Raw genomic sequence first — 26,458 nt, forward strand, 5'->3', positions numbered from 1 at the left:
ACTGTCTCGCTCGCTCTAGATATGTTTTATGCTTTACCTAATACTGCGCTGTACCTTTCTTTATACCTTCAAATTGAAGTGCTAGATAGATATACAACTGCTTTACTAGCTTAGTTATGTCTATTGCTATTCGGTGGCTTCCACCATTACATCAATTTTTTAAAAGGTTATTATTATGTCTAATTCTGTAAATGGTACAGTTAAGTGGTTTAACGAAGAAAAAGGTTTCGGTTTCATTACTCCTGAAGCTGGTGGCAAAGACGTATTCGTACACTTCCGTTCAATCACTTCTGACGGCTTCAAGACTCTTGCTGAAGGTCAAGCGGTTAGCTTTGAAGTTGAACAAGGCCAAAAAGGCCCACAAGCTGCTAACGTAACAGTTCTTTAAGACCTGTAAGCAAGCTTAGGGTTATTTCTCTTATTTGAAGTAACCCGCAAAGATGGGCTCTTTTTCACGTAAAATGTGAAAAGAGCCTAATTTTCGTTTTTAGATTTCTTAACCCAACCTGCGAGGAATTCAAAACAAACAATATCAATAAAGAAGTATTTAATATGCAATTTCAAAACTCTATCTCTACCATTAACAGCCTTATTCCAGGTGCGTTAATTTCAAATATCTCCATAAATAAAACAGCTGTTGCCTTCAAACATGCGAATACCTATCGACATGTTCAGTTATCATCAAGACAAGAAGCAAAGCGATTTATTGATCAGCTTATTCAAGAGAGCTAATTAAGTTCTAACTACCCATTCTATGCTTTCGTGCTTAATAACAGGCGCTTAAGAGACTTTATCGCTGTATAGTCAATAATGATGCTAAAAAGCTAAAAGGTTATAGGTCTTGCGTGTTCAGTCGTGCAACTGTGTCGTATGTATTAAACGCTGTAAATAATGGTGCTGTTGCAAGAGAAGCATTGGCTAGTACGGGAGTGTACTAACCAATCTCGTTATAGAAATAACCCCTGACTTTTATTTGGCTTTTAAGTCGACGTCTGAATCTGCTAACAGATATATGCTTGCTGCATAAGCTGCAATGTTTTGCGCCAGTTCATCAGGGTTAATTTTATCCAATGTGTCATCAGGCGTGTGATGAAGATCGAAATAATCTCGTCCGTTCTGGTTCAACCGGATAGTCGGTACGCCTTTCGCTGCTAGCGGTATAATGTCGGGGCCGCCACCAGCAACGTCTGAACCACCGCGAATTATACCTAGCGGGGACAGGATTTTTGCGATTTCATCTACCAGTACTGTTGCTTCAGGGTTCACATTCGACACAAGTTGCCAAATTGTTTGCGCACCAAAATCAGACTCAGTAGCCAGAACGTGGTTAGCAAGGTTCTTTTCATGCTGTTTTGCATAAGCAAACGCGCCTAACAAGCCTACTTCTTCAGCGCCAAACATAACTACACGAATGGTGCGTTTAGGGCGTTCAGGCAGTGATGCAATTAATGCGGCTGCCGCTGTGGTAATAGCAACGCCGGCACCGTCATCTACAGCGCCAGTGCCGAGGTCCCAGCTGTCTAAGTGACCACCAATAAGCACAATCTCTTCAGGCTTTTCACTTCCTACTAAATCTAGTATTACGTTGCCGCTATTTACTTCGCCTTTCCACTTTGACTCAGAATGGAGCGATAACGACAGTGGCTTGCCTAAATTGTGTAGGCGTCGAAGATGATCAGCGTCGGGGTTCGAAATAGCAACAACCGGAATATCGGCCCACTCATCGCCGTCTGAACTCATCATGCCGGAGTGAGGGAAGCGATGGGAGTCTGAGCCTACCGAACGTACAACTAGCGCTTCAGCGCCACCACGTTGCGCATGTTGCCAACCAATGCGTCTACGTTGATTTGCTTGTCCGTAGCCCGCACCGGTTTGGCTTTTTACCATGGCGTCGCCATCGACAAACGCAATTTTGCCTTTCAGCGCGCCGTCTTTAACTGCGGTTAGTGCATGAATATCCCTGAAATATACGATGTCAGCGTTGATCTCGCTCTCTGAAGGAGCAGCTCCACCTAACGCGGTACCGTAAAGGGGCTGCATGTATGGTGCAGTAAGTGAAATATGTAAGTGACCCCTGTCCCAGAAGGGCATGCTAAACTCTTCAATGCTCACTTTATCAAACCCAAGGTTCTTTCCTACCTTAACACCCCAATCTCTGGCGCGCTTTTCTGCTTCTGAACCGCCAAGGCGTGGGCCTATCTCTGTAGTGAGTGATTCTACGATGCTATAGCCTAAGTCACTTTTCAGCGCTTTTTGAATTAGCGTTTCCGCAGTTTTCTTTTGCTCGTCAGTAATGGGGGAAGTTTCAGCAAAAACGCCAAAGCTGCATGCACTTACTAATGCACCAAACGCTAGATTCCTAGCGATATTATTCAATCGGGACATGTGTTCTCCGTGGATTATTTTTATATTTTTGTTTACTTGCGTGAGCAAAACTCTACCCCAAACATCATAGCTAATTTGATTGTCCCTTTCGAGGCAAACTACAAGCGTAACTCGTGTGTTAGTCGCAAAATTGTTTGTGTGAGTAAGTGAGTGGAATTAAAAAGAGGAGCCGAATGGCTCCTCTCTAAAAATGTTCTATTTACGCTTCTTCTTAAGCGCCAACTTTTGCTTTTTCTCTTGTTCTTTCAGCACTTCGTTAATAAAGCTCTTTCTGCCGAACTCACGTGTGATAACACACTTGTTTAAGTCGAAGCCGCGGGCAGGGCAGTATTCTCTGCCGTACAAGATAATCTGCAGATGGAGGTCGTTCCACCTTTCTTTTGGAAACAAGCGTTTTGCGTCACGCTCTGTCTGCTCAACACTCTTTCCGTTCGATAAACCCCAGCGGTACATCAAACGATGAATATGAGTATCTACCGGGAAAGCAGGAATACCAAAGCCTTGAGACATAACCACCGCGGCCGTTTTGTGGCCAACAGCAGGCATGGCCTCCAGCGCTTCAAAATTTGCTGGAACTTCACCATTGTGTTGTTTGATGATCATATCGGACAAATGCCAAATGCCTTTCGACTTCATAGGCGATAATCCACAAGGGCGGATAATGTCTTGTATTTCTTCAATACTCATCAACACCATGTCGTAGGGATTATCCGCGCGAGCGAATAACTTTGGCGTAATTTGATTAACGCGCTCGTCGGTACATTGTGCCGATAATAGAACCGCAATGAGTAACGTATATGGGTCTTTGTGATCTAAGAAGATAGGAATTTCTGGATAAAGGTCATCCAAAATTCGCATTATTTCTTTTACTTTTTCCTGCTTAGAAAGCGGCTTTGCTGGCTTAACTATATTATTCATTTTTAAATACTTTTTTAATACGGTCGCTAAACAAGGTGTAAATTTTTTAAGTTAAAACGTTTGCGCCATCTGCTGAATTTTTCACTTACTCCGTCAAGCCACGCTAACAATTACAGTATGATTTAACTCTCTGCAGTAACACGCACGCGCTCTGCTTTCACTGCAGGCGATGTTTGTTTAGCTGCTAATTTAGCATCTATGCTGTTTTTAATAGCAATAAGAAGTCCCATGCCTAAAAACGCACCCGGCGGTAATATCGCAAGCAAAAATGGGTTTTCTGTGTTGAAAAGTGTAATAGTCCAATTCGCAGCAATGGGTCCAAATAGCCTATCTGCACCCGCTAATAACGTACCCGCACCTAGTATTTCTCGCATGCCGCCTAGTACCACCAACACAGCAGTAAAGCCTAAGCCCATCATGAACCCATCGTATGCGGACGCAAGGGGCCCGTTTTTCGATGCGAAGGCCTCGGCGCGACCTATAATGGCGCAGTTAGTTACAATCAGTGGAATGAAAATACCTAACGCTAAGTAAAGGTCGTAGGTATAGGCATTCATTAGAAGCTGAACAATGGTTACAAATGCTGCAATAATCATAACGAAAACAGGGATGCGAATCTCGTTTCTTACCACATTTCGAACGAGTGAAACGGTAATGTTACTGCCAATTAAAACCAACATGGTAGCAAGGCCAAGCCCTAAACCATTAATGAAGGTAGCGGTAACGGCTAGTAGGGGGCACAATCCTAACAGCTGTACTAGCGCAGGGTTGTTCTTCCAAAGCCCTTGCAAGGACAGGTCGCGAAAGTCAGTCACGTTGTAACTCCTCTACACTATGAGGTTGCGTTTCATCCACGTTAACGGCATCTATCGTTTCAACCGAATCTGTTGTTGCACAGGTGTTGGGAGCGGAGAATAGCGCACTTTGGTTAGCCTGAGCGTAAAGTAAAGCTTCACGTACCGCTGAGACTACCGCTCTTGGCGTTATTGTAGCGCCTGTGAATTGGTCAAATTCGCCGCCATCTTTTTTGACTTGCCATGGAGCTAGGTTATCTGGTGAGAAAGACTTGCCGCTGAAGCTTGTGATCCAATTGCTTACTGCAAGCTCTATTTTATCACCAAGCCCAGGGGTTTCTTTATGTTCGATAACGCGTACGCCAAGTACCGTCATACTTATTCTATTAGTATTGGGCGCAGAAATATCGGGCGCATTCTCGTCTTGCTCTGATGATCTCTGAGGTGTTGAATTAAGCTCGGTCATATCCGAGAGCGCTAACGCGGTGGTATTGAGATTTTCGCTCTCACTGTCGAGCGATTCGGTACTCGAGCTGCTTTGTGTGTTTGCACTAACTGGTGCATCCACTTTTACACCAACAACAATATCTATATTACCGCTATAACCATCTGGAGCGGTGGCTTCCAGCACAAGCGCGCTAGGTTGGCCGCTTAGCGTGGCACGGTATATCTTATGGGCTTTTTTTATGCCCAGTTCAGGGGCATTGACTTCTGTGCAGTTGGCGTACAGAGCATTGTCATGGAATTCGCTAGGTACGACTTCATTCAGTACGCTTAGTAATTTTTGCTGCTTCTGTTGCTCAATTTTGTCTTGTGTACCAAAAAAAGTTAATGCTATCAACGCTGTGGTAACAACGGCAAACGCACCTAACATAAGGCCGTTTTTGGCCAAGCTTTCTTTCATCATTATTGCTTACCTCGGCCTTTGCCCACATTTTTACCGTAAACACGAGGGCGGGTGTAATAGTCAATAAGCGGTACCGCCATATTCATAATGATCACCGCAAACGCCACCGCATCGGGGTAACCACCAAATGTACGTATTATAACTACCCAAAAACCAATGGCAGCTCCAAATATAATTCGGCCTTTTGGGGTTGTTGACGCTGAAACCGGGTCGGTGGCGATAAAGAATGCGCCTACCATTACTGCCCCATTAAACAGGTGGAATAGCGGTGAAGCATAGTAGTCGGCGTGAACTAAATGAAGAAGTGATGCACAAACGAATACGCTCAGCAGCATGCCGCCTGGGATGTGCCAGCTAATAACGCGGGTTTTCCATAGGTAGAGACCACCGAGTAAATAAGCAAGACTTACTATGCCCCATCCTGCACCGGCGGCTTCGAATATACCGCCATCGAAGATAGGTTTAGCTAATGACTCTGAGTAGGTTACGCCTTGCGTTAGGTCGGTTTTCAATGTATCTAACGGTGTTGCCATGGTTACACCATCGGCAATGGTTTTGAGTTGAGTGACATCGTATCCACTGGTAGTAAAACCAGTAAAGATGAGTGAAGCCGAATCTAAAAAGCTTGGCGTGATGCCAGCGTGAGTCGCGGGAGGCAGCCATAGGCTCATGGCTGCCGGGAATGAAATAAGCAGCACCACGTAAGCAATCATGGCTGGGTTGAAAATATTAAAGCCAAGTCCACCGTACACCTGTTTAGCTACCGCAATGGCGAAGAAAACGCCTGTCACCGTCATCCACCATGGCAGAGTAGGTGGAATACTAATCGCGATTAACAAGCCGGTTAAAACCGCACTGTAATCAGTAAGAGTGCGTTCGATAGGGCGTTTTCTTAGATATAAAATAACCCCTTCAATAACTAGTGCACTTGCTACCGCAATAACCGCTTGAATAAGCATGCCCCAACCAAAAAAAATAGATTGGGCTATCATGCCTGGGAGCATGGCGTAAATGACCATGCGCATGACCTGTCCGGTATCGCGTTTAACCCGTTGGTGTGGTGAACTCGATAGACTTAACTTCATTCTGATTCTTTCTCTTGTTCAGCCGCCGCTTTTTTCGCTTTTGCTTTTGCAATGGCTGCCGCTATACGTGCTTTCTTTTCATCTTGAGCAGTGTGTTGAGAAGTTGTTTGCGCACTTGTTGTTTGTTCTACATTATTAGGCGTCTCGCTCTGCTCTGTATCTTTGTCGCTTTGTTGTTCAGCAGTATCTTGTGAGAACGCTAAATCTTCATTCCCGCTTTGAGCAAGTTTCTTTGCTTTGGCCTTTGCCACTGCGGCAGCTATACGCGCTTTTTTCCCGTCGGCGTCACCTTTAGATGGAGCGTCGTTAGTATTCTCATTAGGCGTGCTGGTTTCATCTTGCGCTTTTTGCGTTGAAGCAGCCTCCATGCTGAGATCACTATCGCTAGCATCTTCGTGCTCGCCTTCTATATTGTCCTCTAGATTCCCTTCCTGTTTGGCCGCTTTTTTGGCTTTTGCTTTCGCCACGGCGGCAGCAATGCGGGCCTTTTTCTGTTCCGCTTCGCTCAAGTTGCTAGATGAATTTAAAGCCTTGTTATCCTGAGCACCATTATCTTGGCCGTTGACGCTTTGAGGATCCGCTTCTGTTTGCAAGCTAACGTCTTGGCTGTCTGTGTCAGCTTCACTAACAGGGCTAGATGCTTGTGCTTTTTGCGACGCAGCCTTTTTGGCTTTCGCTTTAGCAACGGCAGCAGCTATCCTAGCCTTCTTTTCATCCTTAGCATCCATTCCACCTAGCGCTTCTTCAGACTGATTGTCTTGCTGCTCGTCTAATTGAGTGGGCGTAGCCTGCTCAGATTGGCCACTCGCGTTATTTTTAGCTGCTTTTTGCGCTTTTGCTCTAGCAACGGCCGCAGCAATTCGCGCTTTTTTCTGTTCCTCAACTGATAGGTCTGCGTTAGTTTCAGTATTTGAAGGCTCAGAATTTGATGTCTCAGAATTTGAAAGAACAGCATTTTTTTCGTCTTGAGAACCCGCTTGGTTTTCTGTTGACGCATCTGAATGCTGGCCAGCTTGAGCTGCTTTCTTCGCTTTCGCTCTGGCGATAGCTGCGGCAACTTTGGCCTTTTTGTCATCTTCTGGCGAAGGTGCCTGAGCCGCTGACTCAGTGGCGTTTTCAGCTTGCTCTGAACCTTGAGTTCGGGCTGCTTTCTTCGCCTTTGCTCTGGCAATTGCCGCGGCTACCTGAGCTTTTTTATCGTCTGCCGGTGAGCTAGGCTCGTCAGCGTTTACTGGTGTATTTTCGTCCTTAGCCTTGGCCTGCATTGCCGCTTTTTTCGCTTTCGCCCGTGCAAGCGCCGCCGCTACTTTATCCTTTGCTTCAGTTGCGGCAGCGTCAGCCGAGTTATTTGCATTATCTACAGCTGCAGCATTTTGTTCTTTGGCTTTATTTGCGGCTAACCGCGCCTCTTTTGCTTTTCTATGCTTTGCTTCTCGCTCCAGTTTTTCACGCTCTAAACGCTCTTTACGCGCTTCAAAACGCTGTTTGGCCTTCTCAGCTTTGTTCTTTTCATCGCGCTGAATGCGTATTTCAGATTTAGCTTGGCGATAGTAATGCACCAGTGGGATCTCGCTGGGGCAAACGTAAGCACATGCACCGCACTCTATACAGTCGAAAAGGTCGTATTCTTCGGCTTTATCGTATTCTTTTGCTTTGGCGTGCCAAAACATCTGTTGGGGAAGCAATGACGCAGGGCATGCGTCGGCGCATGCACTACAGCGAATACAGGGGCGCTCTGCATTGTCGTCTACCAGCTCTTTTTTTGCTGGAACCAGCAAACAGTTGGTGGTTTTCACCACGGGGATTGTAGCGTCTGATAAGGTAAAGCCCATCATAGGCCCGCCCATAATCACTTTAGGTGCTTTTTGTTTTTTCGGATTGTAGTTTGCTTCATCCAATAGATGAGAGACGGGCGTACCCAGCAACGCTCTAAAATTGCTTGGTGATTCAACGGCTTCACCAGTTACGGTAACAACACGTTCAATCAGCGGCTTGCCGTGTAGAATAGCATCTGCAATAGCATAGCAGGTAGCCACGTTGAACATCATCACCCCTACGTCAGCAGGCAATCCATTTCTTGGAACTTCTCGGCCAGTTAGAACCTGAATCAGCTGTTTTTCGCCGCCGGCAGGGTATTTAGTTTCAACGCTAACAACGCGGTAATCTTTCTTATCCTGACAGGCAATATTGAGTGCCTCGAAAGCTTCGGGCTTGTTGTCTTCAACCGCAACTACTATGGCTTTCGGCCCAATAAGGTGAGTAAGAATATCTAGACCCTGGCGTATTTGCCACGCGTGCTCACGCATCAATCGATCATCAGACGTGATATAAGGTTCACACTCAATCCCATTTAAAATAAGAAACTCAACAGGTTTAGATGTTGAGGTTTTAATATGGGTCGGAAAGCCTGCGCCACCCATTCCTGAAATTCCTGCCTGGCAGATAGCTTCAATAAGTTTGTTTTTATCAAGCTCGCTGTAATTAGCGATGGGCGACAGGTCGGCCCATGTGTCTTTCCCATCCGGGCGTATCGATATACACATTTCTGTTAAGCCGCTAGGGTGCGCTACAACATGCGGCGCTATTGCAACGACTTCTCCAGAGGTGGGAGCGTGTACAGGTACCGAAAAAGGCGAGGAGCTTTGCGACAGAATTTGGCCTTTTAACACGGTTTCGCCAACTTCTACGCAGCATATTCCGTCTGAACCAATGTGCTGGCGCAATGGTACTACCAATAACTCAGGCAACGATGGCTTTTTAATTACCGAGGTATTAGAAAGTGATTTTTTATCGTCAGGATGCACACCACCTGGAAATGAGTACAGCTTCCCCGCCTCAAGCGCTTCTATAATTGAATCAAAACTTGGATACATCACAATTACGATACCATTTTGATAGGGATATCACCTTTAGGTGATGATTCGAAATCCCACTTCCATGTAGAAGTAGTTTGAACTATTGGCACCATGTCAATGCAGTCCACAGGGCAGGGGTCTACACATAAGTCACATCCTGTACATTCGTCGGTAATAACTGTGTGCATATGTTTGGCGGCACCTAAAATGGCATCGACAGGGCAGGCTTGAATACATTTGGTACAGCCGATGCACTCATCTTCTCGAATGAAAGCAACTTTTTTGACGTCTTCCTCGCCGTGCGCTGCATCAAGGGGCTTGGGTTCAACACCCATTAAGTCTGCAAGTTTTTTGATCGTTGCTTCACCGCCCGGAGGACATTTATTAATGTCATCGCCATCTGCAATGGCTTCAGCATAAGGTTTACAACCTGGATAACCACATTGACCACATTGGGTTTGTGGTAACACAGCATCAATTTGCTCGACAAGTGGGTCGCCCTCTACTTTAAAGCGAATGCTCGCATAGCCCAAGACTAGGCCAAAAATAAGGGCGAGGACGCCAATAGCAATAACGGCAAGTATGATCGCAGTAGACATTGACATTACACCTTCACCAATCCACTAAATCCCATAAATGCAAGGGACATGAGGCCTGCGGTAATCATGGCAATTGATGCCCCTTTGAATGAGACCGGTACGTCAGCAGCAGCCAAACGCTCACGCATGGCCGCAAATAACACCAGTACAAGAGAGAACCCCACAGCAGCGCCGAAACCATAAATAAGACTCTGCATGAAATTATGCTGTTCGGTAAGGTTTAATAGCGCTACACCAAGGACTGCACAGTTGGTTGTGATAAGAGGGAGAAATATACCTAGCAGCCTATATAAGGTAGGGCTGGTTTTGTGCACGACCATTTCTGTGAACTGAACCACCACCGCGATAACAAGAATAAAGGCCAGCGTTCTAAGGTAACCGATGCCCAGTGGAGCAAGTAAATAGGTTTCCACTAGGTAGCTCGATGCAGAGGCAAGCGTGAGAACAAATGTGGTGGCCATAGACATACCCATGGCGGTTTCCAGTTTGCCAGACACACCCATGAACGGGCACAAGCCGAGAAACTTAACCAACACAAAGTTGTTAACCAGTACTGTACCAATCAATAGCAGTAAAAATTCAGTCATGAATAACGCAATTCCTTTGAGGAATCTTGACGGACAATGCCCGCGAATTAAAAAGAAAAACAGATTAGGTCTATTATCCCTTTTTAGAACGGGTTTAACAACTTGATTGAATTAGGGTTATTTAATGTCTAAACGCGTTGTTTTAGGAATTAAAATAGAATGAAGTGGGTGAGGCGATTAAGAGCCAACTAAGTGGCTCCCCCTCCCCGACTCGAACGGGGGACCTGCGGATTAACAGTCCGTCGCTCTAACCAACTGAGCTAAGGGGGAATCGACACCTAAGTTGTTTGCTGAAGTTGGCTCCCCCTCCCCGACTCGAACGGGGGACCTGCGGATTAACAGTCCGTCGCTCTAACCAACTGAGCTAAGGGGGACCTGTGCTTCAACGGAGGCGAATATTAAAGACGTACTTGGGAACTGTCAACAACATAAATGAAATATTTGTGCTGACTGCGCAAAAAATAGCTTTTTAGCGCCTTTGTGTTCAAATTGTCGTCAATGCTGAGAAAGTGATGGTTAATAACTGTCCATTATTACATCTTTGCTTATAAACAAGTGTGCTTTTTGCTTATAGTTAAATGGATTTTTCTTTTTTCTTTTATATCTCATTAAGTGCAATGGATATAACTAAAAAGAATAAAAAATTGCTTCCATACTGTTATTATGTACAGCCTTTAATAAATCTGTAACCTGTACCTGAGGATTAAAAGGTTAGTCACCACTTACGTGATGGGAAATTAATCGAGCACAAAATCCCGCCGAATATGGTCTGGCGGTAGTTATCCACTAAATCTGTGGATAACTATGTTGATAGCTTAGATTCGTCTACGATTTTTAATAGATCAGGTATAACTTGATCTGGGTGAATCGTGCGTTTCAGGCTATAATAAAATATAATATACAAAGACTTAGGTCTATTTTTGTGATCGTTACTCTCGATCTAAATAGATCGGTTGAACAAAAAGTAGCTTGTGTGTTAATTCAACGAATGACTAAATGCTATCCAACTAAATCCGTGCTATTCGTGAGTGCCTTACAAGTTATTAACATTTTTGTTGTTCTTTCAATCGTTAAGCGGTGAAAACTTAATGTGATCGAACTTCAGGAGTGACTATATTAAAAGTGAAATGGAATAGAAACTAAACTGTCACGGAATTACTCACATATTTATTGTGTACAAATTTATATAAAGTAGTGTTTTTAGCGAATAATGAACAAATTCGTACAGCGCATGCATTTTCATTAAAAACACCATATTTCTTCTCTCCCTCTTGATCTTTGCTTTGTTTATCGAAACTGAATGGCTAAATAGCGTTCACCGTTTTACACTAGCGTGCAATTAATTAGGGGAATTTAGTCAGCCGGAGAACTAGTGATAAAAAGTAACGCTAAACAACGTACTTCCGACTTATTGGGAGGAGATATAGGTACTACGTTAAAGCGTATGACTATTCCTATGATATTAGGAATGGTAATGATGATGAGCTTCGGACTTATCGATACCTTTTTCGTCAGCTTGCTGGGCACAGACCCTCTAGCTGCTATAAGTTTTACCTTTCCAGTGACCTTCACAGTAATCAGTCTGAATATTGGTTTAGGTATAGGAACCTCAGCAATAATAGGGAAGTTGCAGGGTAGTAAGGAAATAACCAAGTCCCAGCACTATGCTACAGGCTCGCTTATGCTGTCTGTTCTACTGGTAGGGACATTAGCAATGATTGGCTTTTTTACCATAGAGCCTGTGTTCAAATTGCTTAATGCGACAGACAATTTAATGCCATATATATCTGATTATATGGGGCTCTGGTATTTGTCGAGCATCTTTTTAGCTATGCCTATGGTGGGCAATAGTGTACTACGCGCATGTGGTGATACCCGAACGCCAAGTATTGTAATGGCTGCGGGAGGGGGACTAAATGCGTTGCTAGACCCTATTTTTATATTCGGACTTGGGCCCATCCCTGCGATGGGAATAAAAGGTGCGGCTCTGGCCACCTTTATCGCGTGGATTGTTGGCGCTTTGTGGATACTTTATATTTTGGCTGTTCGCCGAAAGCTTATGTTACCTAGATTGCTCACGCTTTCGGAGTTGCGTGATAGCAGCCGTGAAATTCTCAAGATAGGACTGCCCGCGGCAGGTGCGAACATGCTTACCCCTGTCGCTGGTGGTGTAATGACAGCTGTAGTCGCTGGTTACGGTGCTGAAGCGGTTGCAGCTTGGGGAGTGGGTAATAGAATGGAGTCCATTGCTAGTATTATCGTGCTAGCACTTTCTATGACACTGCCTCCTTTTATAAGTCAAAACGTAGGGGCAGGGCAGGTAGAGCGCGTAAAAAAAGCATATTCGCTTACATTGAAGTTTGTTCTTATTTGGCAGTTTGGCATTTTTCTTGTCATGTGGGCACTGTCTAGCTGGATAGCCGTCGCTTTTGCTAATGAAGTCGAAGTTAGCGTATTAATACAGCTGTTTTTGATGATAGTGCCGTTAGGTTACGGCATGCAGGGAATTATCATTCTGACTAACTCATCGTTAAACGCTATGCACCGCCCCATGACAGCATTGATATTAAGTGTCATCCGCTTATTTGTTTTCTTCGTACCAATTAGCGTTGCGGGTAGCTTTTTCTTCGACCTAAAAGGGCTATTTGCCGGAACCGTCATTGCTAATATTGCAATGGCATGTGTTTCACTTGTTGTTTTCAAGCGCGCGTTAGCTCAGCTTGAGGCAGACACAGTAAATTCTTAATGCGGCGAATGCCAATCCCGGTTAGCACGTCTTTTTTAACAGATGTGTACACAAGCAATATTTAAGCAGTAAGCTAAAGGAAAGGTTAAATAAATGAGTAGAGGGTTTGAGCTTCATTCTAAATACAAACCAGCTGGTGACCAGCCTAAGGCCATCGAAGCTTTAGTGGATGGACTTGAGAGTGGCTTGGCCGGTCAGACATTGCTGGGTGTTACAGGGTCAGGTAAAACCTTTACTATGGCTAACGTCATCAAAGAAGTGCAGCGACCCACCCTTATACTGGCACACAACAAAACATTAGCGGCTCAACTTTACGGTGAAATGAAAGAGTTTTTCCCCAATAACGCCGTAGAGTACTTTGTTTCATATTACGATTATTATCAGCCAGAAGCCTACGTTCCAAGTACCGATACCTTTATTGAGAAAGACGCGTCTATTAATGACCACATTGAGCAAATGCGGTTATCAGCTACCAAGGCACTGATGGAGCGCCGGGACGTAGTCATTGTGGCCAGCGTGTCGGCTATTTATGGCTTGGGTGACCCTGAATCCTATATGAAAATGCTGTTGCACCTTCGACAGGGCGACACCATGGATCAGCGTGATATTTTACGTCGCCTTGCTGAACTGCAGTACAAGCGTAACGATTTGGCCTTTGAACGGGGTACATTCCGCGTGCGTGGCGATGTCATCGATATCTTTCCTGCCGACTCTGAAAAGCAAGCCGTAAGGGTAGAACTGTTTGACGATGAAATAGATAAGATAAGTCTGTTCGACCCGTTAACGGGCGCAGTGGATAAGTCTGTTATTCGCGCGACGGTTTTTCCAAAAACGCACTATGTAACACCGCGAGAGAAAATTCTGAATGCGATTGAGCATATAAAGGACGAATTGGGCGATCGCAAAAAGCAGCTTCAAGAAACGAATAAGCTTATTGAAGAGCAGCGTATCTCACAACGTACCCAGTTTGATATCGAAATGATGATGGAGCTTGGATATTGTTCGGGTATTGAAAACTATTCCCGCTATTTATCGGGACGAGCGCCGGGCGAGCCACCTCCAACTTTATTAGATTACTTCCCAGCAGACGGTCTGATGTTTATCGATGAGTCTCACGTTACCGTTTCTCAAGTAGGGGCCATGTACCGTGGTGATCGCTCTAGGAAAGAAACCCTAGTTGAATTTGGTTTCAGATTGCCGTCTGCGTTAGACAATCGCCCGCTAAAGTTTGAAGAATTTGAGCAAATTTGCCCTCAAACTATTTATGTTTCTGCTACGCCGGGCGACTATGAACTTAAGAAAACCGATGGTGAGATAGTTGAGCAGGTTGTGCGTCCAACGGGTCTGCTAGACCCTGTTATTGAAGTACGTCCTGTAGCCACTCAGGTTGATGATGTCCTGTCTGAAATTCAAAAGCGGGTAGCGCTTGACGAACGTGTGCTTATTACTACCTTAACCAAGCGTATGGCTGAAGATTTAAGCGAGTATTTAAATGAGCACGGCGTTAAAGTTCGTTATCTGCATTCGGATATCGATACCGTAGAGCGAATTGAAATAATCCGAGACTTGCGACTGGGTAAATTCGACGTGTTGGTAGGTATTAACCTTTTACGTGAAGGTTTAGACATGCCGGAAGTGTCGCTGGTGGCTATCTTAGATGCCGATAAAGAAGGCTTCTTGCGCGCTGAACGTTCGTTAATCCAGACTATTGGTAGAGCCGCGCGTCATGTGAATGGTAAAGCTATTTTGTACGCTGACAGTATTACCAAGTCGATGAAAAAAGCGATGGACGAGACTGAGCGCCGTCGTGAGAAGCAAATGGCGCATAATGAGGCAAATGGTATAACGCCAATGCGACTTAACAAGCCTATTACCGATATTATGGACTTAGGCGACAGCGCGCACCCAGCGTCTGGAAAAGTCAGACTGCGCAAAGTTGAAGAGAAGAAGAAGCAACAGAAAACAGCAAGTGCTACTGAATTAATGGACCAAATCACGGAGCTTGAAAAGCAGATGTTTGAATATGCGCGTGAGCTTGAGTTTGAAAAAGCGGCGTCACTTCGTGACGATATTGAATCAATTAGAAAACAGGTAGTTGCGCTTTCTTAAGCATTTTACCCAGTCAACGCCCTCAGTACTTATTGGGGGCGCTTTACTTGCGCAGGCATTTTTTATTCAAATCGTGAGTTAAAAATTGCCATAAAACCTCCTAAACACATGTTTCGTATAAATTTGAATAACACATCTCTACTTGCTCTTCACCTTTGCTTATGTTCTTTTTACTTATGTAAAAATATTCCTGTAGATAACTATTTACGAAACAGAGAAGTTGTTTTTTTATTATTAAATGAGACGAAAAGCAGCAAAATGTCGTTGTAATAGCACGATTAGTTACATATAGTTCTTATTAGAGTATCTATAACTATACCTAAAAACAGGTGCTAACATGCTTAATCGTCTTCAGGAGTCAGATATCAAGCTACTGCGTGTGTTTTATGCTGTAGCGAGCTGCAACGGATTTACTGCAGCTGAACCTGTGTTGCGAATGCAACGTCCAAATATCAGTGCCGCCATTAAAAAGCTCGAAGAGCGTTTGGATTTGGTGCTATGTCATCGTGGTCGTGGTGGCTTTCAAATGACAAAAGAAGGTGAGGTGGTTTTTCAAGAAACCAAGCGCATCTTCAATGCCTTCGACAACTTTGTTTTCAATTTAAAATCGCTACACGATGATTATTCTGGCCATATCACGCTCGTGTTAATGGCAGGCCTTCCGCTATCAATGCACTTGGCCGTTAGTAAAGCGGTTAAAAGTACGATGAAGAAGTTTGACGATATTCATGTGAATATCCAAACTCGCCTATACAACGAAGTAGAACATGTAGCGTTATCGGGAGAGTGCCACCTTGTGGTTTCAACCTATGACATGGTAAAGCCAGAATCCGTCACTTTTCACCCAGTGGGGATCGAAACTGAAGGGCGCTTATATTGCGCGCCAACCCATCCATTGGCCAAGTATCGCGATACTGAATTGCCAGAAAATGTGAAAATTGGTGACTATCCTGCGATTGGTATCGCTGGCCTTTCGTCGGCTAACTATATTGAAGATGAAACCAGGCTATCTATTCAAACCTTTTCTGATTCTTTTGACGCCGCAATGTCCGCAATTATGACGGGCGAATATATCGGTTTATTACCCGATTATATGGCGAAAGAGCAGGGAGCGGCGTTAGGGCTTGTGCCTATTGCTCAAGGGAGTCTTTTTAACTTTAGCCACGAGTTGTTTGTGATGAACGGCAAAAACACGCGGTTAAACCCGGTATTACGCCACTGCATTAAAGAGTTAAGTTATTTTATTTCTGAAAGCCAGAAGTAGTTTCATCAATACAGCTAATATAAAAACACCTCTTGTTCTAAAGCGTTCATAAATACGCAGGGAACAAGAGGTGTTTTTTATTGAGTATGTTTATTTGTATGAGCAGTACTTATTCGTACTCTAGTGGGTCGGTAGCGTTGTTTTCCTTAAAAGCTTCTAAACGCTCTTCACATGCACCGCATTTCCCGCACGCTTTCTCTCTGCCGTTGTAGCATGTCCATGTTTGCCCATAGTCCAAACCCATCGACAAGCCGTCAGTCAAAATGGCTGTTTTGCTGTCGTCGATATAGGGCGTCATTATGGTAACAGGGGTGTAGTTAGCAATACCGCATACGTCATTCATTTTATGCACGAATTCTGGGCGGCAGTCGGGATAAATGGCGTGGTCACCAGAGTGTGCACCATAATAGACTTCATTGGCATCCAAACTCACTGCATAGCCAACCGCCAACGACAGCAATATCATGTTGCGGTTAGGCACTACGGTTTGTTTCATGCTTGGCTCTTCATAATGACCTTCAGGCACATCGATATCTGACGTCAGGGCAGAGCCACCAATAAGTGTATTAATAGCGCTAATATCAACAATCTTGTGAGGCACATTAAGTGATTTACACACGTTCGCTGCATAGTCGAGCTCTTTCTTGTGGCGCTGACCATAGTTAAAGCTTAATGCGTGGACTTTTTTGCCTGCCTTTAGCGCTTTGTGCAGTACAGTGAAAGAGTCCATGCCTCCTGAATAGATAACAACAACGTTTTCTGACATAGTTTTTGAAGATTTAAGAAATTATCCCCGAATTTTATGTGATCCTTGGTAAAATCCCAACATACAATCGTTAAAGGGTGTCAAATTGTCTGTAATGTCCACATTAAACATCAATGAGATGTTTGAAACTATCCAGGGTGAAGGTGCTCACACAGGTATACCTTCTATTTTTGTTCGTCTGCAGGGCTGCCCTGTAGGCTGCCCATGGTGTGATACTAAACATACGTGGGAAATTAAACCTGATTTAAGTGTTTCGCCTCAGGCTGTGATAACCAAAGGCGAAGAGTCAGAAAGTTATTTCATCTCAAGTGAAGACGCCTTGCTGGCCGAATTTAGTAAGCAAGGATACGTGGCAAAACACGTAGTCATCACTGGAGGTGAGCCTTGTATGTACGATTTACGCCCATTGACAACCCTGCTACACAATAGTGGTTACACCACGCAAATTGAAACCAGCGGCACCTTTGAAGTGCTCTGTGATGAGCGCACTTACGTAACTGTTTCACCTAAAATAAATATGAAAGGTGGATACGACGTTTTAGTCAGTGCTTTAGAAAGAGCAAACGAAATTAAGCATCCTATTGCTATGCAAAAGCATATTGATGAACTTGACGCTCTGCTGAGCAGCGTATCATCGCTGGAAGGAAAACAGGTTTGTTTACAACCAATTAGCCAGCAGAAGAGAGCAACTGAACTCGCTGTGCGGACTTGTATTGAGCGCAACTGGCGGCTATCTTTACAAACACACAAATACATTGGCATTGAATAAATGTTTAATACATATCTGCCTTTTAAAAGAATAAAACGCGATCAAGAGTACTCAGCTCACTCTATAACTCACTCTTTAATTCAACGTGGGCATAAAGAAAATGCACAGCTTCAACTTGCTTAAAAAAGCCGTTACTGCAGCTATTGCTCTATGTCTTTGGGCTATTGTACCAATGGCAGATGGCGCTACATGGACGATTACCTATCCCAGGCCGATCGACGACTCCGATGCACGTGCACAATATCCTATTGCTTTATTGAAACTCGCTCTCGATAAAACAGGTGTCAATTACGAGCTTCGCCCTTCGGATCGCATCTTACTGACGAGTAAGGCTATGCGCCAGCTACGTGAGAATAGAGAAGTTAACGTTGTGTGGAGCATGACAGATAACCAGCGCGAAAAAGAGCTGACTCCTATTCGAATACCTATCGCCAAAGGGCTTATTGGCTTTCGCGTCTTTGTTATTAACGAAGACAAAAAGTCGAAGTTTGATGATGTATTGTCGTTGAACGATATGCGTAAACTTGTTCCTATCCAAGGAGAAGAGTGGCCAGATACTAAGATTTTGCAAGCTAACGGGTTCAATGTTTTCACCGTGCCTGAATTTCGTGAAGCGTATGACATGATTAAACAGGGCAAAGGTGACTTTTTCCCCCGCTCGGTGATGGAGGTGAGCGCAGAACTCGAGGAAGAAGGCCGTCGCACTAATCTCTACCTCGAGCCTTCAATGGCCCTTTATTACCCGACAGCAATGTACTACTTCGTTAATGGGAATAATAAAACATTAGAAAACCTCATTCAGACTGGCCTAAATAGAGCTATAGAAGACGGTTCATTTGACGCCTTGTTTGAGTCTACCTATGCGCCTATCTTAGAGTCTCTAGACGTTAGTGAGCGCAAAATATTTACTCTGGAAAACCCATTGCTTCCTATTGAGACGCCTCTCACTAATTCTGCACTCTGGTATAAACCTACGTTATAAAGAGTTAAACAGAAATAAAAAACGCAGCCTAAGCTGCGTTTTATACATATCTTTATTTAGGCGTCTATTAAGACTCGCCAGCGTGAACATCTTTCATTGAGCGACCAGATGGGTCGGCATTGTTCTTAAAGCTCTCGTCCCATTCAAGAGCTTCTGCAGTACTACAGGCGATTGACTTACCGCCAGGTACGCAGCGCGCGGCACTTTCTTGAGGGAAGTAGCTCTCGAAAATAGTACGGTAGTAATAGCCTTCTTTGGTGTCAGGCGTATTCACTGGGAAGCGGAATTCAGCAGTAGCCAGTTGTTGGTCGGTTACTTCGTTTTCCACAAAGTCGCGAATTGAGTCAATCCACGAATAACCTACACCGTCACCAAACTGTTCTTTCTGGCGCCACAATACTTCCGCGGGAAGGGTTTCGCCGTTATCAAATGCTTTACGAAGGATCCACTTCTCCATTTTTCCATCAAGACACATCTTGTCTTGTGGGTTTAGGCGCATGGCTACGTCAATAAAGTTCTTATCTAAGAAAGGAACACGTGCTTCAACACCCCATGCTGACGTCGCTTTGTTGGCGCGAGCACAGTCAAACATGTGAAGACGATCCAGCTTACGTACCGTTTCTTCGTGGAACTCTTTGGCATTTGGCGCCTTATGGAAATACAGATAGCCACCAAAGATTTCATCAGAGCCTTCACCCGAAAGCACCATCTTTATACCCATTGCTTTAATCTTGCGGGTCATAAGGTACATAGGGGTAGCGGCGCGGATAGTGGTTGTATCGTAGGTCTCAAGATGGAAGATAACATCACGGATGGCATCTAAACCTTCTTGAATGGTGAAATGGATTTCATGGTGAACGGTACCAATCATATCCGCCACTTTCTTCGCAGCTTTAAGGTCAGGAGCACCTTCAAGACCTACAGCAAAACTGTGAAGGCGTGGCCACCACGCGTCAGTCTTGTCTTCATCTTCGACACGTTTGGCTACGTACTGTGCAGCCACAGCAGAAACCAGTGATGAGTCTAGACCACCAGACAACAGAACTGCGTAAGGCACGTCAGACATCATGTGTGACTTCACCGCTTTCTCAAACGCTACACGAAGCTCGTCTAAATCGCTTGTGTTGTCTTTTACGTTGTCGTATTCCATCCAGTCGCGTTTGTAGTACTTAGTGATTTTTCCTTCTTTGCTCCACAGGTAGTGACCTGGAGGGAATTCACTAATTGTCTTACATACGCCCGCTAGTGCTTTCATTTCTGACGAAACATAGAAGTTTCCGTGTTCATCGTAACCCGTATAAAGCGGGATAATACCAATGTGGTCACGGGCAATCAGGTAAGCGTCTTGTTCTTCATCGTAAAGAATAAACGCGAACATGCCTTCTAGGTCATCAATAAAGTCGATGCCTTTTTGCTGAAAAAGCGGAAGGATAACTTCACAATCTGAACGGGTTTTAAATGGATACGGCTCATCTAAGTCAGCGGCTAGCTGCTTGTGATTATAAATCTCGCCGTTAACCGCAAGAATTTGCTTATCGTTTTGGCTGATAAGAGGCTGTGCCCCTGTATCTACGTCGACAATCGCCAGTCTTTCGTGACAAAGAATGGTATTGTCATTATTCCAGATACCCGACCAGTCAGGGCCACGGTGGCGCAATAGTTTTGATAAATCGAGGGCTTGGGTTCTGAGTTCAGACACATCGGTTTTGATATCAAGGATACCGAAAATACCACACATATAACGGATTCTCTCTGTTCACTTGTTGAAAAAAATAATAGAAGTTTTTTCTGTCGGTACTCGCGTACGAGTGAGCGAAGGATTGTTTTTATTCTTTTTTCGCGTGCCTTGAATGTGCCAGTCTGACAGGAAATTGCAAGTAGATTATGATGAGAAAATGGAAATACTTATTCCTTTTATCTCAAAACAGCCGTTTATTAACATTTTTATCCTATTTAGAATGCATAATTATTATGTCAACTAAATAGCCCGTGAGTTTTCTGAATAGTAAAAAATAGCAATTCGAAGCCGCTTGAAGCAGTGATATAGTAAAGAGAAGTAAGAAAGGGCCTGTAAAAAGGCCCTTTTAGTTTTACTGCATAACTAAGCATTTTTGACGCTTAGAAGTCAGAGCGGATATTAATTTTTGCGCTGAAACTCACTTGCTTCATTCCATTTAGGCCAAGTGTCAGCATTCGCAACGCCGACACCCACATCAAACAGCATCTGCGTGTCTTGTACAATGCCGCTTAAGTCCCAGTCATCGCGATATTGGTCGCACACTTGATGGTAGCAGCCTGTCACGATAACGTTCATACGTTTTCTGTACTTAGCCGTTTCTTCATCTGCTGGCTCATTGCCGCCCTCTGCATAAAGTGCTGGTACACCTTGTTTAGCAAAGCTGAAGTGGTCAGAACGGTAGTAGTAACCTGCTTCAGGTCGGTCTTCTTGGGTAAGCGTTCGGCCTTGCTTAACTGCAGCGGCTTCAAGGTAGTCTTCCATTTCTGATTTGCCCATGCCTACAACCGCCACGTTCTTGGTTTTACCCAAAACGTTCATTGCATCCATATTGATGTTCGCAACGGTATTTTCAATAGGAATAACGGGGTTGCTGGCATAAAACTTACTGCCCAATAGCCCTTGTTCTTCAGCGGTTACCACTAAAAATGATACCGAGCGTTTTGGTGCAGGCGTAAGTTCTGAATAGGCTTTAGCCATAGCAAGCATTGCTGCAGTACCTGTGGCGTTGTCGTGCGCGCCGTTATAGATTTGGTCGCCTTCTTTGCTTTCATCTTTACCTAGATGATCCCAATGTGCCGTGTAGATAATATGCTCATCAGGAAACTCGGTACCCGGTAATGTGGCGATTACATTGTTGCTTTCTGACTTTTTGAACGTGTTTTTTACGGTAACCGAGGCTTTGATATCCATCGCTTTGCTATATGGACCTTGCATGGCATTAGCTTTTTCGGCATCAAAATCAAGGCCGGCATCAGCAAACACTTTTTTCGCAGCATCTAACGTAAGCCAACCTTCAACAGCAACGCGGCTCGCGCCTTTATCGGCACTAACTAAACCGTACTGCGGACCACTCCAGCTGTTTGCAACAACAGACCAGCCATAAGACGCTGGCGCGGTTTCGTGAACGATAATGGCACCCGCCGCCCCTTGTCGACTCGCCTCTTCGTATTTGTAACTCCAACGGCCATAATAGGTCATGGTAGTACCTTGAAACTTACCGCTTTCTGGGTTTTCAAAACCAGGGTCGTTGATTAGCATAACCACGGTTTTGCCCTTAACATCCAACCCTTCGTAATCGTTCCAGTCGTATTCTGGTGCATTAACGCCGTAACCAACGAACACCAGTTCGGAATCTTCAAGAGATACCGAGCTTTGCTCACGCTTCGAAGAGGCAACCATTTGCTCTTTGTAGGCAAAGATATTGTCGCCTATGCTCATGGTCATATCTGGATCAGCTGTGATTTCCATAAGCGCAACTTTTTGAAGGAAGCTATCGCCATTACCCGGCTTAAGACCTGCTTTAGTAAATTCACTGACCAAGTAATCAATGGTTTTCTTTTCACCTTCAGTCGTTGGTAAACGACCTTCAAACTCATCGGAAGACAAGACTTTTAACGGCTCGCGGATATCAGCATCAGAAATGCTGTTATAAACACTGTCGAAGTTAGAAGCCACAGGCATAGTTTTCTGCGCTTTATCGTTTGTCGTGGTGCTGTCGTTGTTAGGTGTGCAAGCACTTACGCCTAAAAGGGTAGGTACAAGCAATGGCAAAAACATTTTTTTCATTGTTAGTCTCTGTTTGCTCTACAATACGCGACCAGTATAGAGAAAACCCCAAAGCGAACCAATAGTTGATATGCAATCAAACTCAATCCCCTTCTGTAAAGACTACTTACTAAAACACGCCAGTAAACCGGTTACGGCGCTTCTTGAAGAGGTTGGCTTGCTTAGTAACGACGAATTTCCTACGCCTGAACAGCTAAATGAATTAACGACTCGATATTATGATCATTGGCAAGGCCCCTTGTTTAAGGGACAAAGCCAGTTTTCACATGATGACGAGCGGTATTACGAGACCATCATTAGCGAAGACGGTGTAGTTCCTACCCGAGAGCATAGCTGGCACGACTTGTTTAATGCACTTATCTGGCTGCAGTTTCCAAAAACAAAATCTTTGTTAAACGCGCTACATATTAGTGATATCAATGCGCACGGTGTAAACCCCAGAACGGCGCGCCGCAATCGCATTACTCACTTCGATGAGTGTGGTGTAGTCCTTGCGATTGAAGCCTCTGAGAACACTGCTTTAAATAAGCCTAAGCGAACAGCAACACTTGCTAACTCATATAGCAAAGCGACAGGTAAGGCCATGCAAGGTGCGTCATGTGATAGTGACACCCTTGAAACGTTTTTAGCGGAATTAGCATCCCATCAGTGGGAGCGTGTCTTTGTCGAAAAACGGGTGCTGTGGCACACACAGGTTAGCCCTTTTATCTTCGGACACGCGAATTTGGAAATGATGTTAAACCCATTTATAGGTCTTACAGGCAAGTGGTTAGCAGTAGCTGTACCATATGGTTTTAGCCGTCTCAATAAATGGCAGCAGCGCTTGCTGTTAGACGATGCGATGACAGCACGCATCAAAGCGTTAAATTATTTTGAAAAAACACCGCTTTTAAAGCCATTGCCTTTGCTTGGTGTTCCTTTGTGGCACAGTCAACAAGATGAAACGTTTTATCAGAATAAAGACTATTTTAAACCGCTACGCGAGGGAAGTAAGCCGACAATTCAGCTACCTTTGTGGTCTTAAAGGGCTTGGGCCCGTTGACTTGTGCACCGCGTTTTTTAAATTAAGCTTCGAAAATTTAAATTTTAGGTAGGAGCTTGTCGCTGCCTCCGTTTTATCGGGGCAGCGACAACAAATAGCCAAGTGGAAAGCGGGCTATTGAAAGTGATTTTTTTAGAATAGCGCTAAAGCAATCAACCAAATACCGTAGATAACCACATACGGGGCGCTTGCAATGAGTGCCGCTTTCTTAAGAGGAAAAGACGTCCACTGCGAGATGCCTACGGTGGCCAAATAAATTCCCCAAAAAAGCTCTAATCTTAAAGCTTGTCCGAAAGCGTACCAAGGCGAGTCCATCGGGATATTCGCAATATACCCAAGAGACGCTGGCGACAAGATTGATGGCGCTACCTGATGGTCGCCAGCAAACAACAGCAGAGCAACGCCAACCAAACCAGTCAGCACATAAGGCATTGAAAGCCACCACGCAAAACCGTACCAGTCAGTAAAACCGAAAACATGACTGTCATCTGAACGTGTCATCAAGTTTACGTAAACGGCATAAACAGCGTTAACAATGATAGGAACAAAAAAAGCGCCGATAATAGAAGACCAAAGTAGCGCATCTCTTGTGAAAAAAGACTTCATCTGCTCTTCTTCAGCCGGGCTCATATCGCCCTGTGAAGCGATGTTCATTTCTGCAAACCACTCAATGTCGACAAAGTTCACATAAAGATATTGTGATACTAGTGTGATAGTCATAACCAAGACAAACGGCATCCAGCTCCAGTTGTTGTGCTCACCAACTGCTTTAAAGACACCATTCGGTTTAAAAAAGATATCATTACACGCTTGAAAAGGATTCGTCACAGTGTGCATCCCTTGCTCCTCTTTCTTAGTTTTTATTTGCTACTTAGGTTTTGTGTAAAACAATGCTGTAAATTATTGTTCGTTAACACGTAGATAAGTATAAAGATTACTGGCGGGCACACATTATGTACAGCACAAGATTCTGATAAAGAGTCATTTTTTTGTAAGGGAAAATGAATAAAGTTAGTTAATTGTAGCGCGCAGATTCGGTTAAAGAGCAGTAAAAAGGGAAGCTAGGCTTCCCTTTTGTTTTTTATGCTAGTAAGACCGTACACAGCCTATAGATAAGTTATATTCAGCAGCGTTAGCACTATTGTGCTGTACATTACAGATATAGGTAACCCTATCTTTATAAAGTGCGCAAATTTGTAGTTGGCAGCATTGTAAACCAAGAGGTTGGTTTGGTAGCCAAATGGCGATATAAAGCTCGCGCTTGCCGCAAAGGCAACGGCTAAAGCAAATGGCATTAGCGGTGCGCCGATAATTTGCACTAGCCCATAAGCAAACGGGAACATTAATGCCGCAGCTGCATTGTTGGTAACGAACTCAGTTAAAAGTAAGGTTAGCAAGTAGATAACCACGAGCGCCACAAACCAATCAGTGCCCGCCAAAAGAGGCATGAGCGCTTCGGTTGTAGTGGTAATGACCCCAGAGTTTTCGAGCGCAGTGGCTAAACTTAGCGCACCGACTATTACAACAATCAAGTTTAGCGGCAGGTTTCGCTTCATTTCGCCGTTTGACGTAACCCTAACGCCGATAAGCACCGCAGCTAAGAACAATAAACCAATAGCCAATGAAATGACATTAGTCGCGGCTAATAACACAGTCGTAAGGAAACCACCAAGGGTGATCCACTCTTGCTTATTGGTTAATGGGCGGGCAATTTTTTGCTCAGACAAAATGAAAAAGTTTTTGTTTAAGTTTTGACGAGTCGCAAAGTCTGGGCCCGTAGCTAAAAGCAAGAAGTCTCCCGCCTGAAGCTTTATTTCGCCTAACTTCCCTGATAGTTGCTCTCCATCGCGGCGAATAGCGACGACAGCGGCATCGAACAGCGCTCTGAAACCAAGGTTCTTAATGGTTTGCCCAATTATTTGAGCGCGGTTGGCTACTACAACTTCCGTTAAGCTTTCACGCAAAACACCATCAGTTTCTGCGAACATGCTTAATCCTTTTATATGGCTTAAGTTATCTAGCTTTTGGACATTGCCAGAGAAGATCAGTTTGTCGTTTTCCAGAATAACCAGATCAGGCCCAACAGGAGATATCAGGTTGCCATTGCGCACCACTTCAACCAAAAAGAGTTCTGGTAAGTTACGTAAATGGTTTTGTTCTACGGTTTTGCCGATGAGCTCTGAAACTGCTTCGACTTCTGCTTCAACCATATACTCATGATAGTTATTGTTCTTGTTGCCAATATTAGGTAGCAAAGGTAATAACATGAACATGAGAAGGCCACAGCTTAGCCCAGCAATAGAGCCATACAGAGTGAAGTCGAAGAAATTGAAGCCAGGGTGCCCGTGCTCTTGTAGAAAGCTATCTACAATAAGGTTAGTTGAGGTACCAATTAAAGTCACCGTGCCACCGAGTATTGCAGCGTACGAGAGCGGGATCAGTAGTCGGGAAGCGGGGTGATATTGGTTTTGTTTTATAGGGCCAATAAGGCTAGCCACAATAGCGGTGTTATTGAGTAGCGCTGAAGAAACAAAAGTAAGTGAGAACAGTCGCCAGTAAGAATGCGTAAAGTTAGCACTAACAAGTTTTCTACCTAGGCGTTTTATTAGCGCTGTTTTATCAATTGCACTGCTTACCAAAAGCAACAAAACAAGGGTAATAAGCCCCTTGTTTGTTAAATTTAGCAAGATGTCATCAAGAGATAACTGCTGGGTAACCAGTAAAGCTAACACTGCACCAGAAAACACAGTAGAAGGGCGCTGACTGGTAAAAATCAGCGCACATATCGTACTGACAAAAATTGCCAGTACGATGAACTGGGTCACATCCATATTGCTCCAGTCCT

The 26,458-nt window shown here is 44.3% G+C and carries 21 protein-coding genes and 2 tRNA genes; 8 read left to right on the forward strand and 15 right to left on the reverse strand.

Annotated features, from left to right (window positions below; translation table 11 throughout):
• Positions 1-175 precede the first annotated feature (175 nt).
• Positions 176-388, forward strand: coding sequence for a transcription antiterminator/RNA stability regulator CspE (gene cspE / locus ACXAFM_RS14985; RefSeq protein ID WP_025254517.1), 213 nt, complete (start codon positions 176-178; stop codon positions 386-388).
• A gap of 164 nt (positions 389-552) precedes the next feature.
• Complete coding sequence (locus tag ACXAFM_RS14990) at positions 553-732, forward strand: hypothetical protein (protein ID WP_334057716.1); 180 nt, start codon at positions 553-555, stop codon at positions 730-732.
• Positions 733-969: 237 nt separating this feature from the next.
• Here the strand turns inward: ACXAFM_RS14990 and ACXAFM_RS14995 are convergent, their stop codons facing one another.
• From ACXAFM_RS14995 to ACXAFM_RS15040, 10 genes are all read right to left on the reverse strand, one after another.
• Positions 970-2,385 (reverse strand): M20/M25/M40 family metallo-hydrolase, encoded by a 1,416-nt coding sequence (locus ACXAFM_RS14995; protein WP_474831317.1) that lies wholly within the window; start codon positions 2,383-2,385, stop codon positions 970-972.
• Between the two features lie 195 nt (positions 2,386-2,580).
• Positions 2,581-3,303: an endonuclease III domain-containing protein gene (locus ACXAFM_RS15000; protein WP_474831316.1), complete on the reverse strand. Its 723-nt coding sequence runs from the start codon at positions 3,301-3,303 to the stop codon at positions 2,581-2,583.
• A gap of 122 nt (positions 3,304-3,425) precedes the next feature.
• Positions 3,426-4,118, reverse strand: a complete 693-nt coding sequence (locus ACXAFM_RS15005) for an electron transport complex subunit E (protein WP_179982766.1) — start codon at positions 4,116-4,118, stop codon at positions 3,426-3,428.
• Positions 4,111-5,004, reverse strand: a complete 894-nt coding sequence (locus ACXAFM_RS15010; RefSeq protein WP_474835068.1) for an RnfABCDGE type electron transport complex subunit G — start codon at positions 5,002-5,004, stop codon at positions 4,111-4,113. Before ACXAFM_RS15010 ends, ACXAFM_RS15005 begins: the two co-directional genes overlap by 8 nt.
• Complete coding sequence (gene rsxD / locus ACXAFM_RS15015; protein ID WP_474831314.1) at positions 5,004-6,089, reverse strand: electron transport complex subunit RsxD; 1,086 nt, start codon at positions 6,087-6,089, stop codon at positions 5,004-5,006. The genes ACXAFM_RS15010 and rsxD overlap by 1 nt, the downstream gene beginning before the upstream one ends.
• A complete protein-coding gene (rsxC, locus tag ACXAFM_RS15020) occupies positions 6,086-8,962 on the reverse strand; it encodes an electron transport complex subunit RsxC (RefSeq protein WP_474831671.1) in 2,877 nt (958 codons plus the stop codon). Before rsxC ends, rsxD begins: the two co-directional genes overlap by 4 nt.
• A gap of 5 nt (positions 8,963-8,967) precedes the next feature.
• The gene (gene rsxB, locus ACXAFM_RS15025; RefSeq protein WP_118489864.1) at positions 8,968-9,549 is read right to left on the reverse strand and encodes an electron transport complex subunit RsxB; all 582 of its coding nucleotides are present in this window, start codon (positions 9,547-9,549) and stop codon (positions 8,968-8,970) included.
• A complete protein-coding gene (rsxA, locus tag ACXAFM_RS15030; RefSeq protein WP_014975993.1) occupies positions 9,549-10,130 on the reverse strand; it encodes an electron transport complex subunit RsxA in 582 nt (193 codons plus the stop codon). Before rsxA ends, rsxB begins: the two co-directional genes overlap by 1 nt.
• Positions 10,131-10,323: 193 nt before the next feature.
• Positions 10,324-10,400, reverse strand: a tRNA-Asn gene (locus tag ACXAFM_RS15035).
• Positions 10,401-10,427: 27 nt separating this feature from the next.
• Positions 10,428-10,504: transfer RNA gene (locus ACXAFM_RS15040), tRNA-Asn, on the reverse strand.
• Positions 10,505-11,502: 998 nt separating this feature from the next.
• Here ACXAFM_RS15040 and ACXAFM_RS15045 point away from each other — a divergent pair.
• The 3 genes from ACXAFM_RS15045 (at position 11,503) to ACXAFM_RS15055 (ending at position 16,249) form a co-directional block, all read left to right on the forward strand.
• Positions 11,503-12,876 carry an MATE family efflux transporter gene (locus tag ACXAFM_RS15045; protein WP_474831313.1) on the forward strand — a complete coding sequence of 458 codons (1,374 nt, stop codon included), beginning with the start codon at positions 11,503-11,505 and terminating at the stop codon, positions 12,874-12,876.
• 93 nt (positions 12,877-12,969) lie between these two features.
• Positions 12,970-14,985, forward strand: coding sequence for an excinuclease ABC subunit UvrB (gene uvrB, locus ACXAFM_RS15050; RefSeq protein WP_474831312.1), 2,016 nt, complete (start codon positions 12,970-12,972; stop codon positions 14,983-14,985).
• A gap of 337 nt (positions 14,986-15,322) precedes the next feature.
• A complete protein-coding gene (locus ACXAFM_RS15055) occupies positions 15,323-16,249 on the forward strand; it encodes a LysR family transcriptional regulator (RefSeq protein ID WP_474831311.1) in 927 nt (308 codons plus the stop codon).
• A 109-nt stretch (positions 16,250-16,358) separates the two neighbouring features.
• On the opposite strand, the gene queC is transcribed toward ACXAFM_RS15055, so the two are convergent.
• On the reverse strand, positions 16,359-17,015 hold the full coding sequence (queC, locus tag ACXAFM_RS15060) for a 7-cyano-7-deazaguanine synthase QueC (protein WP_334057735.1): 657 nt from the start codon (positions 17,013-17,015) through the stop codon (positions 16,359-16,361).
• Between the two features lie 94 nt (positions 17,016-17,109).
• Between queC and queE the strand changes: the two genes are divergently transcribed.
• Positions 17,110-17,784 (forward strand): 7-carboxy-7-deazaguanine synthase QueE, encoded by a 675-nt coding sequence (queE, locus tag ACXAFM_RS15065; protein ID WP_474831310.1) that lies wholly within the window; start codon positions 17,110-17,112, stop codon positions 17,782-17,784.
• A gap of 100 nt (positions 17,785-17,884) precedes the next feature.
• Positions 17,885-18,766 carry a type 2 periplasmic-binding domain-containing protein gene (locus tag ACXAFM_RS15070; RefSeq protein ID WP_474831309.1) on the forward strand — a complete coding sequence of 294 codons (882 nt, stop codon included), beginning with the start codon at positions 17,885-17,887 and terminating at the stop codon, positions 18,764-18,766.
• Positions 18,767-18,833: 67 nt separating this feature from the next.
• Here the strand turns inward: ACXAFM_RS15070 and asnB are convergent, their stop codons facing one another.
• Entirely contained in the window at positions 18,834-20,504 is a 1,671-nt protein-coding gene (gene asnB, locus ACXAFM_RS15075) for an asparagine synthase B (RefSeq protein WP_118489858.1), read from the reverse strand.
• A gap of 399 nt (positions 20,505-20,903) precedes the next feature.
• The gene (locus ACXAFM_RS15080) at positions 20,904-22,571 is read right to left on the reverse strand and encodes a M28 family metallopeptidase (RefSeq protein WP_474831308.1); all 1,668 of its coding nucleotides are present in this window, start codon (positions 22,569-22,571) and stop codon (positions 20,904-20,906) included.
• Between the two features lie 70 nt (positions 22,572-22,641).
• Between ACXAFM_RS15080 and ACXAFM_RS15085 the strand changes: the two genes are divergently transcribed.
• Positions 22,642-23,595 carry a DUF3025 domain-containing protein gene (locus ACXAFM_RS15085; protein WP_474831307.1) on the forward strand — a complete coding sequence of 318 codons (954 nt, stop codon included), beginning with the start codon at positions 22,642-22,644 and terminating at the stop codon, positions 23,593-23,595.
• Positions 23,596-23,745: 150 nt separating this feature from the next.
• Here the strand turns inward: ACXAFM_RS15085 and ACXAFM_RS15090 are convergent, their stop codons facing one another.
• Both ACXAFM_RS15090 and ACXAFM_RS15095 read right to left on the reverse strand, forming a co-directional pair.
• Positions 23,746-24,450, reverse strand: a complete 705-nt coding sequence (locus tag ACXAFM_RS15090) for a YIP1 family protein (RefSeq protein ID WP_474831306.1) — start codon at positions 24,448-24,450, stop codon at positions 23,746-23,748.
• 269 nt (positions 24,451-24,719) lie between these two features.
• Positions 24,720-26,444 (reverse strand): SLC13 family permease, encoded by a 1,725-nt coding sequence (locus ACXAFM_RS15095; RefSeq protein WP_474831305.1) that lies wholly within the window; start codon positions 26,442-26,444, stop codon positions 24,720-24,722.
• Between the last annotated feature and the right edge of the window lie 14 nt (positions 26,445-26,458).

It is taken from the genome of Alteromonas sp. ABD4_190 (genome assembly GCF_056160105.1).

Coding starts and splice junctions, on each gene's coding strand:
- cspE (WP_025254517.1), top strand. CDS start 176: ATGTCTAATTCTGTAAATGGTACAGTTAAGTGGTTTAACGAAGAAAAA.
- ACXAFM_RS14990 (WP_334057716.1), top strand. CDS start 553: ATGCAATTTCAAAACTCTATCTCTACCATTAACAGCCTTATTCCAGGT.
- ACXAFM_RS14995 (WP_474831317.1), bottom strand. CDS start 2,385: ATGTCCCGATTGAATAATATCGCTAGGAATCTAGCGTTTGGTGCATTA.
- ACXAFM_RS15000 (WP_474831316.1), bottom strand. CDS start 3,303: ATGAATAATATAGTTAAGCCAGCAAAGCCGCTTTCTAAGCAGGAAAAA.
- ACXAFM_RS15010 (WP_474835068.1), bottom strand. CDS start 5,004: ATGATGAAAGAAAGCTTGGCCAAAAACGGCCTTATGTTAGGTGCGTTT.
- rsxD (WP_474831314.1), bottom strand. CDS start 6,089: ATGAAGTTAAGTCTATCGAGTTCACCACACCAACGGGTTAAACGCGAT.
- rsxC (WP_474831671.1), bottom strand. CDS start 8,962: ATGTATCCAAGTTTTGATTCAATTATAGAAGCGCTTGAGGCGGGGAAG.
- rsxB (WP_118489864.1), bottom strand. CDS start 9,549: ATGTCAATGTCTACTGCGATCATACTTGCCGTTATTGCTATTGGCGTC.
- rsxA (WP_014975993.1), bottom strand. CDS start 10,130: ATGACTGAATTTTTACTGCTATTGATTGGTACAGTACTGGTTAACAAC.
- uvrB (WP_474831312.1), top strand. CDS start 12,970: ATGAGTAGAGGGTTTGAGCTTCATTCTAAATACAAACCAGCTGGTGAC.
- ACXAFM_RS15055 (WP_474831311.1), top strand. CDS start 15,323: ATGCTTAATCGTCTTCAGGAGTCAGATATCAAGCTACTGCGTGTGTTT.
- queC (WP_334057735.1), bottom strand. CDS start 17,015: ATGTCAGAAAACGTTGTTGTTATCTATTCAGGAGGCATGGACTCTTTC.
- queE (WP_474831310.1), top strand. CDS start 17,110: ATGTCCACATTAAACATCAATGAGATGTTTGAAACTATCCAGGGTGAA.
- ACXAFM_RS15070 (WP_474831309.1), top strand. CDS start 17,885: ATGCACAGCTTCAACTTGCTTAAAAAAGCCGTTACTGCAGCTATTGCT.
- asnB (WP_118489858.1), bottom strand. CDS start 20,504: ATGTGTGGTATTTTCGGTATCCTTGATATCAAAACCGATGTGTCTGAA.
- ACXAFM_RS15080 (WP_474831308.1), bottom strand. CDS start 22,571: ATGAAAAAAATGTTTTTGCCATTGCTTGTACCTACCCTTTTAGGCGTA.
- ACXAFM_RS15085 (WP_474831307.1), top strand. CDS start 22,642: ATGCAATCAAACTCAATCCCCTTCTGTAAAGACTACTTACTAAAACAC.
- ACXAFM_RS15090 (WP_474831306.1), bottom strand. CDS start 24,450: ATGCACACTGTGACGAATCCTTTTCAAGCGTGTAATGATATCTTTTTT.
- ACXAFM_RS15095 (WP_474831305.1), bottom strand. CDS start 26,444: ATGGATGTGACCCAGTTCATCGTACTGGCAATTTTTGTCAGTACGATA.